Below are 17,818 nucleotides of genomic sequence, written 5' to 3'. Positions count from 1 at the left end.
TTTATATCAATATGCTTTTATTACTTATTTAAATAGCGGGCTGCCTGCTTTGCAAAGTAAGTCAGAATGCCATCAGCACCTGCACGTTTAAATGCTAATAGAGACTCCATAATAGTGGCTTCCTCACTCAGCCAGCCGTTATCAATAGCGGCTTTATGCATCGCGTACTCACCACTTACCTGATAAGCAAATGTTGGTACACCAAATTCATCTTTAACGCGGCGTACAATGTCTAAATAAGGCATACCTGGCTTAACCATTACCATATCGGCGCCTTCTTGCAAATCAAGAGCCACTTCGCGAATAGCTTCATCAGAGTTGGCAGGATCCATTTGGTAAGTTTTTTTATCAGCGCCTTTTAAGTTTCCTGCTGAACCGACAGCATCTCTAAATGGGCCATAGTAGCTTGATGCATACTTTGCTGAATAGGCCATAATGCGAGTGTGAATAAAGCCATCGGCTTCAAGGGCTTCACGAATTGCACCAATACGCCCGTCCATCATGTCTGATGGAGCAACAACATCAGCACCTGCATGTGCGTGTGATAGCGCCTGCTTAACTAAAATTTCGGTAGTGACGTCATTAATTACATAACCTGCATCATCAATAATGCCGTCTTGACCATGCACAGTAAATGGGTCAAGTGCAACATCGGTGATCACGCCAAGCTCTGGAAAGGTTTCTTTTAATGCGCGTACAGTTCTTTGTGCTAAGCCATCATCGTTATACGCTTCTTCAGCGAGTAGAGACTTTTTATCTGCAGGCGTAACAGGGAAAATAGCAAGCGCAGGGACGCCTAAATCAACTAATTCTTTAGCTTCTTCTAGCAGTAAATCAATTGATAAACGTTCAATGCCGGGCATCGATTCAATGCTTTCACGACGGTTTTTACCTTCAAGCACAAAAACAGGATAAATAAGATCATTAACACTCAGCTGGTTTTCAGCCATAAGGCGACGAGAGAAATCATTACGGCGCATTCTACGCATGCGAGTATATGGGAAAAGGTCTAGTCCAGATTGGGCCATAAGTTATACGCTCCTACTGTGAGATTGGAAAATTAACCACTTGATTGCGGCCATGTTGTTTTGCTAGATAGAGTGCCTTATCGGCACGCTCAGTAAATGTTTCAGGGTTATGAACATCATCGGCAATATGAGTATAAACACCGGCACTAATGGTGTATTTAATCGTAGTACCTGCAACACTGACAGTGTTTTTTTCTATTGCGCACCGTATTTGCTCGGCAATAGCTAACGCACCTTGATTATTAGTATTGGGTAGCAGGACGACAAATTCTTCACCACCATAACGCGCCACTTCATCAAGAGGACGTTTTAATTGTTGTTTAATAACATCACAGACTGCTCGAATTACCTGATCGCCGGTTAAGTGGCCATACGTATCGTTGATTGCTTTAAACTTATCTATATCAAGCATAATGATGCTCAAGGGTGTTTGCTCACGGCGTGAACGGCGAATTTCCATGATTATTTTTTTATCAAAAAAGCGTCTATTTTTTACCCCTGTTAGAGCATCTTCCATATTGAGTTGTTCAAGCTCGCGGTTTTTATCTTCAAGTTCCCTAAGTGTGACTTGTAACTCAAAGGTGCGCTCATCAACTTGGTTTTCAAGTTCATGACGAGTGCGCTCTTGTAATTCAATTCGTTCATTTAACAACGCGTCTTGCGCTGCACTTTTTGCAATCAATGCCTGTTGTGTTGTGACTTGCTCATCGCGTTGTAATATAAATAATTTTATGACGGTGTAGCTTAAACAAAATGAGCAGCTTAAAGAGGCCGCGAAGGTGAGTATTAAGCTGGATCTAGTGACGGTATACAGGCCTGTTAACGCAACGGAAAAATGAATGACTACAATTAAAAAGAACCCGAGTGCCATAAATAGAGATTTATTGGGGCTCGTGGGGTTTTTTCGTAGGTAAAATAATGTTGTGACAACATGATAACTTAAAATGACAGGAATGCTTAAAATAGCAAACAAAGCCACGCTTGGAGTAGGCAGCAACCCTATAAGTACAATAACCAATGCATATAAGGTGGTAATTATTGTTTGCCCTTTAACTAAGTTGGATTTAATGGGTATGCAAACATGGCGCTGTAAAGGAAGAAACAATACCGTGATCAGCATTAGCAAAATAGGCAGCATTAATTGCTGTAAGGCTGTTATGCTTGGAGGGGCATAACGAAACCCAAATCCGCCTAAATATGCTAAAAATAGGCTAAGCATCAGTGTAATCACACCTGCATAGGCAAAATAATGTTTACGTGAAAAAGCAAATAAAACCAAGCTACTGATAGCCAAAGAAAAAATAAATCCAATCAGTAATCCATAGTGCAAGTTAAGCATACTTTTATGGGCTAATAATGCATCTTGTTGCCATAAGGTGAGGGGGACGCGAAGCCCGATTCCCGCATTATTATTAACGTTAAGATAAACGGTGGTTTCGCTGTTAGCGGGAAGTGTTAATTTAACCAGCAAAGACTCACTTTTAATCGCTCTATTAGATAAAGGAAGAGCATCACCAAGATGTTCCGATTTTAGTTGCTTCTCACCCATAAAGTGGTACAGGTATACATTGTTTAGAAGTGGGTTATCTAACGATAAAATTGGCTCTGTTGGCTTATTAAGATAATTATTTAGTTGAAATTTAATCCACACAGGGCGAGTTTCAAGACCTAAATTAAGCGGTTTATTATTAAGTGACTGCCATTGTTGTAAGTTGCTTTGTTGCGCATCTTCTAATGAGTTGGGGGTAAATGAATAATGAATAGACTCTATTTTTTTTGAGCTAAATTCACTATTTATATCAATTGCAGTTGCAGGGAAACAGGATGTAAAAAACACCATGATGAATGCCAGCAAGGTGCTAAAGATGCGCATTATTTTTTCTCTAATCCAAATAAGCGATTAAAGTTTTCACGAGTATGCTTTGCCACTTCAGATGCCGGAATGCCATAAAGCTGAGCAAGCGTGTCACACACATAATGCAGCAGTGCTGGCTCGTTTCGTCTTGATTTTGGCTTTGGTTTAACTGTACGAGGAATTAAAAAAGGCGAATCGGTTTCTATTAATAAACGTTCAATAGGAATACTCGGTATAAGTTGTTGTAACTCCTCGCCACGTCTTTCGTCACATACCCAGCCGGTAATACCAATATAAAGTCCTAAGTTTAAGTAACCTGAGAGTGCTTGTGCATTACCTGTAAAGCAGTGCAGTACACCGCGAACAGTAAATTCTTTTAAAATAGTGAGCATATCCTCACTGGCATCACGTTCATGCAAATAAACAGGCAAGTTGAGTTTTTCAGCTAATGCGAGCTGACGACGCAAAACAGCACGTTGTATATCTCTAGGGGAAAAGTCGCGATTGTAATCTAGTCCGCATTCACCTATGGCAATAACCTGCTCATTTTGAGCGAGCTGAGTAAGTTGTTGCTCAAGCTCAGGGGTTGCTGTTTTAGCGTCATGAGGGTGAATACCAGCGGTAGCATATTGATTATAGTGCGCAGCAAGTGCTAATGATTCTTCACTGGAGCTGATATCACAGCCAATAATCAGCATTTGGTTTACGCCCGCATCTTTTGCTCTGGCGAGCACCTCTTGATGCTGACCATCAAATTGATGATTAGTTAAATTTACGCCAGCATCAATTAACGTGTATTGCATTACTGAGTACGTTTTACACGAATTGAACGGTTTTGATCTGCTTTTTTGAGTAAAAAAGAGTTGAATACGCCACGGCTAATAATAACAGTATCGCCTTCGTCTAATCTTAAGCTATCTGAACCAATTTGACGCCATTGCTGGTTATTTTCTAAGGTAATGATTAGCTCACCATAAGGTGCTTTTTTAACAGATGAAATCATTGACGTAATAGACTCTTCACCATTTTCCACAATTTCTTTATGCTCTAAACCAAACTCTTTTGCTTTAATGGCCACAGGCGCTGTTGCAGCGGGAGTTTCAGCTTTTACATTTGTTTGTGCCGATTTGCTTAGCTGGCTTTGTGCTGGTTGTGTTAATGACTTTCCGGCAATGGTGTTGTCGTAGCAGAGTAAACGATTAAAGTCGTTTTCAATAAAACTACAGGCTTGCAAAGCTTGCTCATTAATAGGAGTAGCGGCTACAACCGGTACGCTGACTAAAGCGAGTAAAGAAAGTAAATACTTGTTCATATTATTCCTTAGATTCTTGTTGTGGTTTTGCGGTATAAAATTTAGCTAAAATTAAACCAAGCTCAAATAAAAGCAGCATAGGTAGTGCCAATAGGGTTTGTGAAAGCACATCAGGTGGCGTTAAAAACATTGCCACTACAAATACGCCAACCACTATATAGGGACGCTTTTCTTTTAGACTTTGTGTGGTTGTTGCACCGCTCCAGCAGAGCAACATAATTGCAACTGGGATTTCAAATGCGATCCCAAAAGCAAAAAACAGCTTGAGCACAAAGCCTAAATAACTACTTATATCGGGCGCAAGCGTCATCATTTGCGGCCCTACACTGGTGAAAAACCCTAAAATTATAGGTAGCACCACAAAGTAACAAAAAGCAATGCCACTATAAAATAAGATAATACTGGAAGCCAATATGGGCATCAGCATTTTCTTTTCATGTTGATATAAACCCGGGGCTATAAACCCCCAAATTTGATGCAAAATCCAAGGAATGGCAGCAAATAAAGCAACAAACAACGTCAGCTTAAAAGGGGCAAAAAACGGTGCAGTAACATCCGTTGCAATCATAGTGGCTGTACTAGGTAAATGAGCAACTAAAGGAGCGGCTACAAAGGTATAAATATCGTTTGCAAAGTAAATTAAGCCAATAAAAATCACTAAAATACTTAATAACGATTTAATTAGCCGGTCGCGCAATTCAATTAAATGAGCGACAAACCCTGATTTTACTTCCTCAGTCATTGTGTTTTATACCGTGTATTAAGTGCATGAAAAAAAGAGAGTGCTATGTTCACTTTGAGTCATCTGTTTGTTGGCTATTTGATGCTGGCGTTTGACTTTTTTTATAACTATGGGTGACTGATTGCGCCGCTTGTTGTAGCTCAGAAACAGAGTTTTGTAGGTCAGGACTTAAATCTTTAAGACCTTGTTGCTCTGCTTTTTTTAGATTTTCGTGTAGTTCATGCACACGAAGCTCCTCGCTCACCTCCGCTTTTACGGAATTGGCCATTGCTTTTGCTGTTTTAACCCAACGGCTCACAGTTCTAATAGCGACAGGTAAACGCTCAGGGCCAAGCACCACCAAACCGACAATAAATACAACAACAAGCTCCCACATTCCCATGCTGGTTAAACCTTGTCGTTGTCTTTAGTTTTGCTAGTTGTACTTGAATCGATAGGTGTTGATTCTGCTGATTTTTCAATGTGTTCTGTTTTATTTTCGCTGGCTTGTTTTTCAGCGCTTTGTTCATCCGACATCGCTTTTTTAAAACCTTTAACTGCGCCGCCTAAATCACCACCGATACCGCGTAGCTTTTTGGTACCAAATAAAAGTACAATGATTGCAAGTACAATTAATAGCTGCCAAATACTAATACCACCAAACCCCATGGTTTTCTCCTGCTTTTAAAGCCGTTAATATTAAGATTAAATGCTGATTATACGCCCACAGCGGTAAATAGCACTTAGTTTATGCGCGGCGCCAAGCCGCTATAAAGCCAACTACAGCACAGCCTAAGACAACGCCAGCAGCCATTAAGTTGTGTTGTAAATAAAATAAAGCTGAAACGATCATCGCTGCACTACTAAAAAGTCCTAAAACCAAGGGCTTATGTGAAACCGTTGATGTTGGAGGTTGTGCGTGCGGTGCTCGTTTTAAATTTTGATAAATTAAATCAGGCAACTCAGGCATCTTTTCTGCCCAAAACGGTAAGTTTGCATACATTTGCTTTAGTACAGAAAGCGGGCCAACCTGTTGTTTTACCCAGTCTTCTAAAAACGGTTTTGCGGTTTTCCACAAATCTAGTTGTGGATAAAGCTGGCGACCTAAGCCTTCAACATACAACAAGGTTTTTTGTAATAATACGAGTTGTGGTTGAACCTGCATATTAAAACGACGTGCGGTATTAAATAAATTAACCAGTACATGGCCAAATGATATTTCAGCAAGTGGTTTATTAAAAATGGGCTCGCAAACGGTACGAATAGCAAATTCAAACTCTTCAATGCTGGTATCGGGCGGCACCCACCCTGAATCAACATGCAGCTGAGCTACTTGGCGGTAGTCACGATTAAAAAAGGCAATAAAGTTTTCAGCTAAATAGCGTTTATCTTCTTTGTTAAGTGTTCCCACAATGCCGCAATCTATGCCAATATATTTAGGATTATGCGGGTTTTCGCGCGACACAAAAATATTGCCAGGGTGCATATCTGCATGAAAAAAACTATCGCGGAATACTTGAGTAAAAAACACTTCCACTCCGCGCTCAGCTAGTAATTTCATATTGGTATTTTGTGCCATCAGTGCTTCAGTATCTGACACCGGAATACCGTAAATTCGCTCCATAACCAGCACATTATTGCGGCTATAGTCACTGTATACTGTTGGAATATATAGCGATTCTGAGCCTTCAAAATTACGCTTTAATTGAATGCCGTTAGCACCCTCACGCATTAAGTCGAGTTCATCGAGTAATGTTTTTTTATACTCTTTAACCACTTCTACAGGGCGTAAGCGTTTCGCTTCATTAATTAACTTACCAACAACTTTAGCTAATTTTTCCATTAAGGCTAAATCGGCATTAATTTGCTGCTCAATGTTAGGGCGAATAACTTTAATAACAACATCTTGCGATTCGCCCTGCGTATCAACTAGGGTGGCAGTATGCACTTGAGCAATTGAGGCCGATGCCAAGGGGGTTTGTGAAAACTCGCTAAATAGCTGGCTAATATCATCTATTTCTAATGCTTTTTCGATGATCTTTTGCGCTAATTCACCTTCAAAAGGTTCTACCTGATCTTGTAAAAAGGCTAACTCTAGCGCGATATCGTGGGGTAACAAGTCACGACGGGTTGAGAGCATTTGGCCAAATTTTATCCATACCGGGCCAAGTTGTTGCAGCGCTAAACGAAGTCTTAAGCCCGGGGGTTTATTTTTGTGTTGGTTGCGCAACCAAAACAAACTTCCTCGTGCAAGTTTAGCAAACCAAGGTACTTTGTGTTTTGGAATAAGCTCATCGAGTCCGTAGCTAAGCAGGGTTTTAGTTATGTAATACAGTCGGGCAGTTGACACAAAAAATCCTTAGCGCGTTAAAGTGCTTTAATTAGGGCGTTAATGCGTTGCTCAATGGCAGCAACTTGGCTTTTTAGTGCTCTATTTTGTTGTTTAAATTGCGCAAGCTCTAATGGGTGAATTGTAATTGCCAATTCATCTTGGAACAGGCTAATCAAGGTGCTATCGAGCTGTGATTTTGCTTTTTTACCTTGCTGCTTAAACGACTGAAAGTGCAAATAAAGTTGCTGTGCAGGTGCATCCCCAACATACTTTGCTAGTTGCTCTGGCCAATCAATGTCTAAACTTGAAAAGGCGGAGCTATAATTTTGAGCTATGTTTAAATCCCCTTGCAAATCAAGTTTGTCTTGACGTATAAGCTGGGTAAGCATGGCTGGATTTTTAAGAGCTAACAAGGTGTTTATATTGGCACTGATCATACAGTCAGCGTCAGCATGTGCTAATGCAGTGTAAAGATGTAGCTGCTGATTGGCATAAGTAATGGCTATTTTTTGCTGCCAATCTCTAACTTCAACTAATAAACGCTGATGTTCTACCGCTTTTAGCTTATCGACTAAGCTCGGGTCGAGTTTAAGCGCTTGATTTAATACTTGTTCAATAAGCGAAAGCACAAAGCTCGGTAGCATAAAAAAACTGCTTTCAGCCGATTGTTCTTTATTGTTTTCTTCAAGCGCCATAAATTACTAACCTTAGTATTTAAACCCACGGTGAAGTGCAACAATGCCGCCTGTAAGGTTTTGATAAGTTGCTTGTTCAAATCCTGCTTCGACCATCATCGCTTTTAGCGTTTCTTGATCTGGATGCATACGAATTGACTCAGCTAAATATTGGTATGATTCACTATCGTTAGCAACCAACTTACCCATAGTAGGTAAAATGTTGAAAGAGTAAAAATCATATGCTTTGCTCAACAATTCTTGCTCTGGTTTTGAAAACTCAAGAATGAGTAAACGACCACCTGGCTTTAAAATACGATACATAGAGCGCAGCGCTTTATTTTGATCCGTCACATTACGTAAACCAAAAGCAATCGTAATTAAATCAAAGCTATTATCAGGGAAAGGCAAGGCTTCGGCATTCATTTGTACGTAATCAATGTTGCCTACAAGGCCTAAGTTATGCAGCTTTTCGCGGCCTACTTTTAACATTGAAGAGTTTATATCACCTAAAACAACCTGACCGGTTTCGCCAACAAGCTGGCTAAACTTTGCAGTTAAATCGCCAGTACCACCGGCTAAATCTAATACATGATGACCTTTACGAATACCTGAGCTGGCAATTGTTTGACGTTTCCATAAACGATGAATACCAAAAGACATGAGATCATTCATAACATCGTACTTTGTCGCAACAGAATGAAATACATCAGCAACCATAGAAGCTTTTTCGGTTTCGGCAACAGTTTTATAGCCAAAATGCGTGGTCTTTTCAGGGTTCTCGTTCATGATTAATCTCTATCGTGGTAATAAAGACTAGTGTACTTGATTGTGCACCAAGGGTGCAATTTGAATATGATTTATCAGTTAATTTTATTGTTTGAACAGTGTACTGGGTTATTGAGAAGAGTGTGACTTAAAAGCGGCGTTTGAGGCACTTTTAACCAGCTGGTTAAAGTCGCCTTGTTGTTGCTCAGTGATCCCTAGTGAGAGAGAAATGGGGGGTAGTTTTAGATCGCTTTTTGAACTAATAAAACGTAGCTTTTCAACTCCGCTTATCACTTTTTGTGCAATAAGGTTAGCGGTTTCGGGCTCTATGTTAGCAAGTAAAACGATGAATTGATCTTTTGCAGAGCGCCCAGCTAAGCCACTTTGCGAAACATATTTTTGCACTTGCTTAGCCACTTTATTTAAAATCACTTCGCCAATGGCATCGCCAAAATTATTAATAAAATGCTCTAAATTATCAATTTGAATTGCAATAGCTGAGATTGATTTGTCTTGTTTTAACCATAACTGTGTTTGTTTGGTTAAATAATGGCGTTTATATAAGCCAGTTTGTGGGTCAATCACATGTTGTTTGCGTAAGGTATTAAGTTGTTTTTTAGTTGCTTCGTGTAGTTTTTTGGCCTGACTTAGTTGGTGTTTAAATTGTGCTTGTTGCGTTAATAAAAGCTGAGTTTGTTCATTAAGCCTTTCTAAAGCAATACGGCTGTTGGCAATATTATTTTCATCTAGAGAGTGCATACAGTCATTAACATGACCTGCAAAGTCATTTAGCTTTTTTTCGGTCTGTTGAGCATTTTGCGATAGTGAATTGATCACGCCATTGACGTTTTCAATTATTGCTACTTCGGTTTTATGCCCTTGATTTAAATATTCAAAATAGAGTTGTTCAATAAACAGCTCATCAATATTTTGATGGGCATCTATGGCATTATCAATGGCATTATTAAGCGCAAAATGGATTTTACTAATGTATGTATACACAACTTGAAAATTTAAGGGGGTAGGAGGCAAAACATGATGCTCTAAAAACATACATACTTTTGTCATTTTTTCTTGTGCTAAAGCCATGGAATCATGGAACATCATTTGCAATTACCAACCAAATACGCATAAATGCTGATTTATAAAACTCGTCCAATGAGGCAATTTGCTTCCAAGCAACGATACAATAATCATTATATCCGTTATTTAAAAGTAAAATGAGTCGGAGTTGGCTAAAATAGCACTATAATTTCAATAACCGTTGTTTTTCTGAGCAATTACTCTAAGTTATTTATAGTTTTGTATTAACTTAAGTTAATACAATGTCTCACGGGCGTATATTTTGCGCAGTTGGTCGTATATCTATTTGCTATTTATCTAGGCTACGATAGGTTTATCACATCTGTAATATTACTAAGATCACTCACTATGAATTTATCTCTTTCAAAACAAATGCGTCTTTCCTTATTAAGTGTCACTTTAGTGTGCTCACTAAGCGCGTGTCAGCTCACCGCAATTAATGCGGATCAACAATTTACGCAAGCGGCTGAAAATATCGTACAGCATCGCCAAAATGTTAGCCCGTATAGTAACCCCGAAGGAGTTGATGGCTACTTATTACCTAATTTGTCAGCTGAATTTTTAGCGCAGCAATATCAAAAAAACACCCAGTTATTAGCAGATTTAGATGCCATAGATGTAAGTAAGCTCAGTGATGAAAACCAAATTAACTACAGTATTATTCGAGCGCAAGTGCAAAATAGTGTTGATGAATATGTATTTAATACGCACTACATGCCTTTAACGTCAGAATATGGATTCCATTCAAGCCTATCGTTTATTGTTAATAGCTCTGATTATAAAACCGCACAAGATTATCAACACTATTTAAAGCGATTACAGCAAGTTCCGCGCTTTTTTGAGCAAAATATGGCATGGATGCGTAAAGGATTAGAGGTTGGTTTAACTCAACCCAAAGCGGTGTTAATTGGTTATCAAGACTCGATTACTGCTTACATTGTTGATGACGTCACACAATCTGAATTTTATAAGCCATTTTTAAACAATACCGCGGGTTTAAGTGATAGTGAATTTGCAGATTTGCAACAACAAGCTAAAGCAATTATCAGTAGCCAAGTTATTAATGCCTACAAAGACTACTTAACTTTTTTTAATAACGAATACTTACCAGGCGCACGTAGTGATATTGGTATTTCGTCAACACCAAATGGTGAGGCCTTTTATGCAAATCGTGCTAAATATTACACCACCACACAAATGACCCCAAAAGAAATACATGAGCTGGGTTTAGCGGAGGTTGCGCGCATTCGTAGTGAAATGGAAGCGGTTATTAAAGAAGTAGGTTTTAAAGGCACGTTTGCAGAATTTATCCACTTTTTACGAACAGATCCGCAGTTTTACGCCACAACGCCTGAGCAATTATTAAAAGAGGCCGCGTATATTGCCAAAAAAATGGATGCGCAGTTGCCTAAATTATTTCATACCTTACCGCGCAAACCTTATGGCGTAGCGCCGGTGCCTGCCAATATTGCTCCTAAGTACACTACTGGGCGCTATTCGGGTTCGAGCCGTGATGATCAAGCCGGCTTTTATTGGGTGAATACCTACGCTTTAGATAAACGACCACTCTACGCTTTAGAAGCATTAACTTTGCACGAAGCTGTTCCGGGTCATCATTTACAAATATCACTCAATGCAGAACTTGAAAGCTTACCTAGCTATCGCCGTGATGCGTATTTATCAGCGTTTGGTGAGGGCTGGGGACTGTATTCAGAGTACTTAGGTGTTGAAGCGGGTTTTTATCAAGACCCGTACAGCAACTTTGGTCGTTTAACCTACGAAATGTGGCGTGCTGCACGTTTAGTGGTTGATACGGGTATGCACATGTACGGCTGGAGTCGTGAGCGTGCAATGAATTTTATGGCCGATAATACGGCGCTTTCATTACACAATGTAAAAACAGAAACCGATCGTTATATTTCATGGCCTGCACAAGCGTTGTCATACAAAATTGGTGAGTTAACAATTAAACGTCTGCGTGCAGAGGCCGAGCAAGCATTAGGTCAGCAGTTTGATATTCGTGAGTTTCATCATCAAATATTGCGCCATGGTTCAGTGCCTTTGTCGGTGCTTGAGCAGCAAATACGTTTGTATATACAAGCAGAATTAGCAAAAACAGATAGCTAAAAGCGCATTATTTTGAAACTATAAAAGTGTGGTGTTATTTAATGACATCACGCTTTTTTAGCATTTAAGGATAAGTAATGAGTCAATTTATAATGTTCAGTATCGATGTGTTTGCCAGCTTATTTATTGTTGTATTTGGATTGCTGGTTATATTAATTGCTATTTTTTATGTTCGAGATGTTACCCAAACAAAGCATGCTATTAGGCGTAATTATCCAGTAATTGGACGTTTTCGCTACTTTTTTGAACGCCAAGGTGAGTTTTTTCGTCAGTATTTTTTTGCTCTCGACCGTGAAGAAATGCCCTTTAATCGCGCCGAACGCAGTTGGGTATATCGGGCTGCTAAAGATGTTGATCATACGGCTGCTTTTGGTTCAACCCAAAGCTTAGAAACGACAGGCACCGTAATGTTTATGAACTGCGCATTTCCTACCTTAGATGAAGAAGCCCTAGCGCCTAGCAACGTAACGCTTGGGCCTTATTGTAAATTTCCTTACACCACAAATTCGTTATTTAATATATCGGGCATGAGCTTTGGCGCGTTATCTAGTCCTGCTGTTCGTGCACTCTCAAAGGGGGCAAAATTAGCCGGTTGTTGGATGAACACGGGGGAAGGCGGACTTAGTCCGTATCACTTAGAAGGTGGTGCCGATATCGTGTTTCAAATTGGTACGGCTAAATATGGTGTACGCGACGAGCAGGGAAATTTAAGCACAGAAAAACTAAAAGCCGTTGCTGCACACCCAGCAGTTAAAATGTTTGAGCTGAAAATGAGCCAAGGTGCCAAGCCAGGTAAAGGCGGTATGTTACCTGGGCGAAAAGTGAATGCTGAAATTGCTAAAATAAGAGGCATACCTGAGGGGCAGGATTCAATTAGCCCAAATGGGCACCCAGAAATAAAAAATCCAAACGATATTTTAGACATGCTCACCACGATAAGAAGTACAACCGGTAAACCGACAGGCTTTAAAGCGGTAATTGGTGAACATGCTTGGTTAGAAAGTTTATTTGCCGAGATAAATCATCGTGGTATTGAGTCTGCACCCGACTTCATTACCATAGATAGTGCTGATGGTGGTACCGGCGCTGCGCCTCAGTCTTTACTCGATTCGGTGGGGTTACCGCTAAAAGAAAGTCTTCCTTTAGTTATTCAGTTACTAAAAAAGCATGGCCTTAGAGAGCGAGTTAAAATTATTGTCTCTGGCAAATTAATTGTGCCCTCAAAAGTTGCGTGGGCATTAGCACTAGGTGCCGACTTTGTTGTGTCTGCACGTGGACATATGTTTGCACTAGGCTGCATTCAGGCTATGCAATGTAATAAAGATACCTGCCCCACAGGAATTACTACGCATAATGAACGTTTACAGCGTGGTTTAAATGTTGAGGATAAAGCGCAGCGGGTCGCAAATTATAATAAATACATTCATTACGGTGCGGGGCTTATTGCACATTCTTGTGGCGTTACCAGTGCTCGCGAATTAAAACGCAAACATGTGCGTATAGTGCAAGAGAGCGGTCTTTCTGAGCCACTAGATAAAATGTACGAGCACTATCATTAAATATAGCTTAAAAGGCGCTTAAAGCGCCTTTTTTAATAAAATAAAGACTTAGTTTAGGGTCAAACAGACCCTAATTTAAATGGCTTATTAGCAAGCTGAAAAACGCGTCTTTAGTATCGCAAGTGTGGGCATTTAAAATCAATTGCTCACCCAGTGCTAATGTTTGTTTTTGTACGTTTAACCGTGCGGCCTCATCGGTAATGCCTTCTATATCAATTACATTAGCAAGGCCTATAGTGCGTCTAATTAGCTCTATGCCACAGTAGCCAATAGCATCTTGTAAAACATGTTTCATAAAATACTCTGCGTAGCCTGAAGCTTTAAGTGTCTCATCAGTTGTTTGCTTATTTATGAGCTCAAACCACTGTTGTTCAAATGTGGCGTAGCATTCAACCAATGTACTTAATAAATGGGTTTGATAATTACGACGTGCTACAAAGTCGTCAATGCGACCGTGCTGAGCACAGTAATTTAGTAGTAAGTTACCGATAAAAGATCCAATATCAAAGCCAATAGGGCCAAAAAAGCCAAACTCAGGGTCGATCATTTTAGTGGTAGTTTGATTAACAAAAATACTTCCGCTGTGCATATCGCCATGCAACAAGGTTTGTGGGTTCGATAAAAAGTTAGCTTTTAGCTTTGCTACTTCAAGTTTTAATGCCCCGTTTTTACGAATAGCCTCAACTTCAGTTTGTAATTGTGCCGGATAGTTGTTGCGTTCATGTTCTGTGTACGGATCGCTAAAAAATAAATCTTCAGTAATTTGGCACAGTTCAGGGTTGGTAAATTGGCTAATACGTGCTTTTTTATCTTGCGCTAATAAATAAAAGTCAGAGTTATAAAAGCCCGTTTGGCTTAAATACACAGCTACGTGGTGAGCAAGGTTTGGAAATTGTTCAGCATTATTTTGCGCTGTTCGCAAAATTTGCAAATCACCTAAATCTTCTAAAATGGTCAGAGCTAAGTCTTTATTGTAATGTAAAACAGTAACCGTATGCGCAGGGCAAATAGTCCCATGATTAAGTAAAACTTCTGCCTCAATTCGTGCCCTATCAAGTGTTAATGGCCACGACTCACCTACACAACGCGCATACGGTAAAGCTTGCTTTAATATAATACTGTTGTTTAGCTCATCCGTAATTCTAAATACTAAGTTGAGATTACCGTCACCAAATTCATAAGCGGTAAGCGCTTGTCCCGGCTTAAAAAAGTCGTATTGATTAGATTCAATTAATGAATTGATGTAATTAATAGCGTGCTGTGCATTAAAAGCAACATAGTTAGTCATGGTTTTATTCTCAATAAAGATGCATTTAAGCATTCTATACTTTTAAATGTTTAGATGTCTATAAGTCCAACTTGAGAGTTCTTCAAAGTGGTGTAAAATAACCCTACGCACTTCTAATCTTTTAAGCCTTATGCAAAATTTAATCGCAAGCAGTTTAAAATATGAAAATAGTACGCTGAGCGTACTTGATCAATATTTGCTTCCTCATCAACAAGTGTGGCATGAATGCCACACTGTAGAGACAATGAAAGAGCTGATCATCAGCTTAAAAGTGCGTGGTGCGCCACTTATAGGCTTAGGGGCCAGTTTATTAATTGCTTATTTAGCTGAGCAAGGTATGACTAGAGACGCGCTTGCAACCGCCATAAATGAGCTAGAAGCCACTCGCCCAACAGCGGTTAACTTAATGCATTGTATGGCGGCGTTGCGCCAAGCGCTTAAACAAACTGATTATGTTGCCAGTATTGTTGCAACGGCTGAGCAGTTATTTATTGAAGACATTAAGCTATGTGAGCGTATGGCAACACGTGGTGCCGAGCTAATAAATAGCGGCGACAATATATTAACTCACTGTAATACCGGCGCTTTAGCCACTGCGGGCATAGGTACGGCATTGGGTGTTATTTATAAAGCACAACAAGTCCATGGCAATGTCCATGTGTGGGTGGATGAAACACGCCCCTTACTGCAAGGCGGGCGTTTGACCGCGTTTGAATTGGAGCGTTGGCAAATACCTTACACGCTAATTTGCGATAATATGGCGGCCAGTTTAATGGCTGCAGGTAAGGTAGATAAAATTGTTGTAGGGGCTGATCGTATTGCTGCTAATGGCGACTTTGCCAATAAAGTCGGTACTTATAATTTAGCGGTGCTTGCGCATTTTCATAATATTCCATTTTATGTGGTGGCACCGGTTACTACGCTTGACGTAAATACTGCCCAAGGTAGCGATATAGAAATAGAGCAACGTAATCCACAAGAAGTGCGTGGTGTTAGTGGTAGTTTTGGCGAGGCATTGTGGGCTCCCACGAATGCTAATGTATATAACCCCGCATTTGACGTAACACCCGCAAACTTGGTTACTGGGTGGGTGTTAGATACCGGTGTTTATAACCAAAGTCAGGTAGAAAGTGGCGTGCTTTTAAAGCTGAAGTAATTTTGCGATGCGTTTGGTCCACGTTATGTTTATTAGTGTGGACCAGGGTTTTGAATGATTAAATTACGGTAATAATGGAAATTGCTCTGCAATCGGTGATTCCGTGCTTTGTGCTACCCAACCTTGTGTATTGTTAAATAGACGAATAGCGGTAAATTCTGGGTCGCTACCCATATCAAACCAATGAGGGGTCAGCTTAGGTACTGAGATCAAATCGCCTTGTTGACAAAGTACTTGGTACACTTTACTGCCAATGTGTAAGCAAAATAACCCTTGGCCTTTGACAAAAAAGCGTACTTCGTCTTCGCTGTGAGTGTGTTCAAATAAAAATTTTTTGCGCAATTCTGCAGCATCAGGGTTGCCTTTAGCTAGTGATATAACGTCAACAGTTTGATAGCCGCCTTGCTGTTTTAAGCGTTCAATATCGCCGCTGTAGGCAGTTAAAATATCATTATTGCTGGTGCTTTCAGTGATCTCGGTATTTGCCTGCCATTGCTCAAAACGCACATTAACCTTAGCAAGTTCAGCGGCAATATTTTGAACGTCGCTACTGGTCAGCAGTGCATTATTGGCGTCAGAATCTGCAAAAATAGTGAGTTGGCTCATGCTAAATGCTCCGCTTTAAATTGGCTAAAATCGTTAATGTAGCTGTGCTTTGATGAGCTTTCTTGCCCATCGCGAATTAAATGTAAAGTTTTAAGCCCAACGGTTTTTGCAGCATCAAGCTCTGCAACTACATCACTTAAAAACAATACTTCGTCTGGGTTAAAAGGCAATTGCGTTATTATGTTTTCATAGGCGCTTGGCGCTTGTTTAGCGCCTACTTTGGTATCAAAGTAATCACTAAATAGTGAGCGAATATCGCCAAAGTCAGAATACTGAAAAATTAAATGCTGTGCTTTCACAGAGCCCGACGAATAAACGTATAACTGTTGGCCAGCTTGCTTTTGTTGTTGTAAAAATTGATAAGCATCTGGGTATAAGTGACCAGTAAAATCACCGTTTTCATAGCCTGTTTGCCAAATTAAACCTTGTAATTGTTTAAGTGGCGTTATTTTTTTATCTTCTTCAATCCAAGTAAGTAAAGTGCTAATAACGATGTCGATATCGGCATTAGGCTCGTTAATTTCAGCTTTTACAGCGCTAATTTGTTCTGCTACTTCAGGCTGTTCTGTGTGACCGCGCACAAATGCAGGCAGTTGTTGTGCGGCATAAGGAAATAGCACATCTTTTACAAACGAAATACGCGTAATAGTGCCTTCAATATCAGTTAGCAATGCTTTGATCATAGTGCGGTTCCTGTTATTTTTAAGCGTTCTAGCTCGCAACTAAATAAAAACTCTAATGCCTCTAAATGGCGGCGAACTTCATCAATGTTACGGCCAACAGCATATAAACCATGACCTCTGATCAATACGGCATGCTTAATTGGTGAGTGTAAGTGATGGTCGCTCACAAGTAGGCTTAAACGGTCTATATCTTGATCGTTATCGAAAATAGGGATGGCCAGTGATTCTAAGTGCGATGTAATACCGCTGAGCGCTTTTTGCATCTCGTAGCCGGTTAGTTCAAGCTGATGGCGTTGAATAATATTTGAAAGTACAGTTGCCGCTACCGAGTGAGTATGCAAAACATATTGCGCGTCAGGAATAAGTTGATACAAGCTCAAATGCAGTTGTGTTTCGGCTGAGGGTTTTATTGCCCCTGCAACACGCTCACCTAAATGATTTAATTGTAGAAAATGCTCAGGCATTAACGCGCCTTTGTCGTGGCCACTGGCTGTGACTACAAAGCCCGTACTGGTGCGAGCTGAAAAGTTTCCACCTGTTGCGGGTACCCAACCTTTTTGACTGACCCATTTTCCGGCTTCAATAAGTTCTGAAATAGCGGTATTGTTTTGCATACATTCCTCACT

General features: G+C 40.1%; 18 protein-coding genes. 3 read left to right on the top strand and 15 right to left on the bottom strand.

The window, feature by feature from the left end:
- Positions 1-20: 20 nt before the first annotated feature.
- From hemB to PTET_RS15175, 11 genes are all read right to left on the bottom strand, one after another.
- Entirely contained in the window at positions 21-1,028 is a 1,008-nt protein-coding gene (hemB, locus tag PTET_RS15225; RefSeq protein WP_008108557.1) for a porphobilinogen synthase, read from the bottom strand.
- A gap of 13 nt (positions 1,029-1,041) precedes the next feature.
- Positions 1,042-2,901 (bottom strand): sensor domain-containing diguanylate cyclase, encoded by a 1,860-nt coding sequence (locus PTET_RS15220; RefSeq protein WP_096038845.1) that lies wholly within the window; start codon positions 2,899-2,901, stop codon positions 1,042-1,044.
- Positions 2,901-3,686 (bottom strand): TatD family hydrolase, encoded by a 786-nt coding sequence (locus tag PTET_RS15215; RefSeq protein WP_013466204.1) that lies wholly within the window; start codon positions 3,684-3,686, stop codon positions 2,901-2,903. The genes PTET_RS15220 and PTET_RS15215 overlap by 1 nt, the downstream gene beginning before the upstream one ends.
- Positions 3,686-4,195, bottom strand: coding sequence for a hypothetical protein (locus PTET_RS15210; protein WP_096038844.1), 510 nt, complete (start codon positions 4,193-4,195; stop codon positions 3,686-3,688). The genes PTET_RS15215 and PTET_RS15210 overlap by 1 nt, the downstream gene beginning before the upstream one ends.
- Before the next feature lies 1 nt (position 4,196).
- Positions 4,197-4,937 (bottom strand): twin-arginine translocase subunit TatC, encoded by a 741-nt coding sequence (tatC, locus tag PTET_RS15205; RefSeq protein WP_013466202.1) that lies wholly within the window; start codon positions 4,935-4,937, stop codon positions 4,197-4,199.
- 49 nt (positions 4,938-4,986) lie between these two features.
- Positions 4,987-5,319 carry a Sec-independent protein translocase protein TatB gene (gene tatB, locus PTET_RS15200; RefSeq protein ID WP_013466201.1) on the bottom strand — a complete coding sequence of 111 codons (333 nt, stop codon included), beginning with the start codon at positions 5,317-5,319 and terminating at the stop codon, positions 4,987-4,989.
- 5 nt (positions 5,320-5,324) lie between these two features.
- Positions 5,325-5,585, bottom strand: coding sequence for a Sec-independent protein translocase subunit TatA (tatA, locus tag PTET_RS15195; protein WP_013466200.1), 261 nt, complete (start codon positions 5,583-5,585; stop codon positions 5,325-5,327).
- A 79-nt stretch (positions 5,586-5,664) separates the two neighbouring features.
- Positions 5,665-7,266 carry a ubiquinone biosynthesis regulatory protein kinase UbiB gene (ubiB, locus tag PTET_RS15190; protein ID WP_096038843.1) on the bottom strand — a complete coding sequence of 534 codons (1,602 nt, stop codon included), beginning with the start codon at positions 7,264-7,266 and terminating at the stop codon, positions 5,665-5,667.
- A 17-nt stretch (positions 7,267-7,283) separates the two neighbouring features.
- On the bottom strand, positions 7,284-7,943 hold the full coding sequence (locus tag PTET_RS15185) for a ubiquinone biosynthesis accessory factor UbiJ (protein ID WP_013466198.1): 660 nt from the start codon (positions 7,941-7,943) through the stop codon (positions 7,284-7,286).
- A gap of 12 nt (positions 7,944-7,955) precedes the next feature.
- Positions 7,956-8,711 (bottom strand): bifunctional demethylmenaquinone methyltransferase/2-methoxy-6-polyprenyl-1,4-benzoquinol methylase UbiE, encoded by a 756-nt coding sequence (gene ubiE / locus PTET_RS15180; RefSeq protein WP_008108541.1) that lies wholly within the window; start codon positions 8,709-8,711, stop codon positions 7,956-7,958.
- Positions 8,712-8,819: 108 nt separating this feature from the next.
- The gene (locus PTET_RS15175; protein ID WP_096038842.1) at positions 8,820-9,779 is read right to left on the bottom strand and encodes a GGDEF domain-containing protein; all 960 of its coding nucleotides are present in this window, start codon (positions 9,777-9,779) and stop codon (positions 8,820-8,822) included.
- A gap of 342 nt (positions 9,780-10,121) precedes the next feature.
- On the opposite strand from PTET_RS15175, the gene PTET_RS15170 reads away from it, so the two are divergent.
- Together PTET_RS15170 and PTET_RS15165 are read left to right on the top strand one after the other, a co-directional pair.
- Positions 10,122-11,900 carry a DUF885 domain-containing protein gene (locus tag PTET_RS15170; protein WP_013466196.1) on the top strand — a complete coding sequence of 593 codons (1,779 nt, stop codon included), beginning with the start codon at positions 10,122-10,124 and terminating at the stop codon, positions 11,898-11,900.
- A gap of 77 nt (positions 11,901-11,977) precedes the next feature.
- Positions 11,978-13,459: an FMN-binding glutamate synthase family protein gene (locus PTET_RS15165; RefSeq protein WP_016899068.1), complete on the top strand. Its 1,482-nt coding sequence runs from the start codon at positions 11,978-11,980 to the stop codon at positions 13,457-13,459.
- A 70-nt stretch (positions 13,460-13,529) separates the two neighbouring features.
- Here the strand turns inward: PTET_RS15165 and mtnK are convergent, their stop codons facing one another.
- Entirely contained in the window at positions 13,530-14,747 is a 1,218-nt protein-coding gene (gene mtnK / locus PTET_RS15160; protein WP_218029678.1) for an S-methyl-5-thioribose kinase, read from the bottom strand.
- Positions 14,748-14,877: 130 nt separating this feature from the next.
- On the opposite strand from mtnK, the gene mtnA reads away from it, so the two are divergent.
- Entirely contained in the window at positions 14,878-15,903 is a 1,026-nt protein-coding gene (gene mtnA / locus PTET_RS15155) for an S-methyl-5-thioribose-1-phosphate isomerase (protein ID WP_096038840.1), read from the top strand.
- 63 nt (positions 15,904-15,966) lie between these two features.
- Here mtnA and PTET_RS15150 read toward each other — a convergent pair whose 3' ends face one another.
- Genes PTET_RS15150 through PTET_RS15140 form a run of 3 tightly spaced genes read right to left on the bottom strand, consistent with a single transcriptional unit; the run spans position 15,967 to position 17,806 of the window.
- A complete protein-coding gene (locus PTET_RS15150; protein ID WP_096038839.1) occupies positions 15,967-16,509 on the bottom strand; it encodes a 1,2-dihydroxy-3-keto-5-methylthiopentene dioxygenase in 543 nt (180 codons plus the stop codon).
- The gene (gene mtnC, locus PTET_RS15145) at positions 16,506-17,192 is read right to left on the bottom strand and encodes an acireductone synthase (protein ID WP_096038838.1); all 687 of its coding nucleotides are present in this window, start codon (positions 17,190-17,192) and stop codon (positions 16,506-16,508) included. The genes PTET_RS15150 and mtnC overlap by 4 nt, the downstream gene beginning before the upstream one ends.
- Entirely contained in the window at positions 17,189-17,806 is a 618-nt protein-coding gene (locus PTET_RS15140) for a methylthioribulose 1-phosphate dehydratase (protein WP_013466190.1), read from the bottom strand. The genes mtnC and PTET_RS15140 overlap by 4 nt, the downstream gene beginning before the upstream one ends.
- Between the last annotated feature and the right edge of the window lie 12 nt (positions 17,807-17,818).

The organism is Pseudoalteromonas tetraodonis (assembly GCF_002310835.1).
Classification (GTDB): Bacteria; Pseudomonadota; Gammaproteobacteria; order Enterobacterales; family Alteromonadaceae; genus Pseudoalteromonas; species Pseudoalteromonas tetraodonis.
Note: the sequence above shows the minus strand (reverse complement) of the source record. Positions and strands in the feature narration are given on the sequence as shown.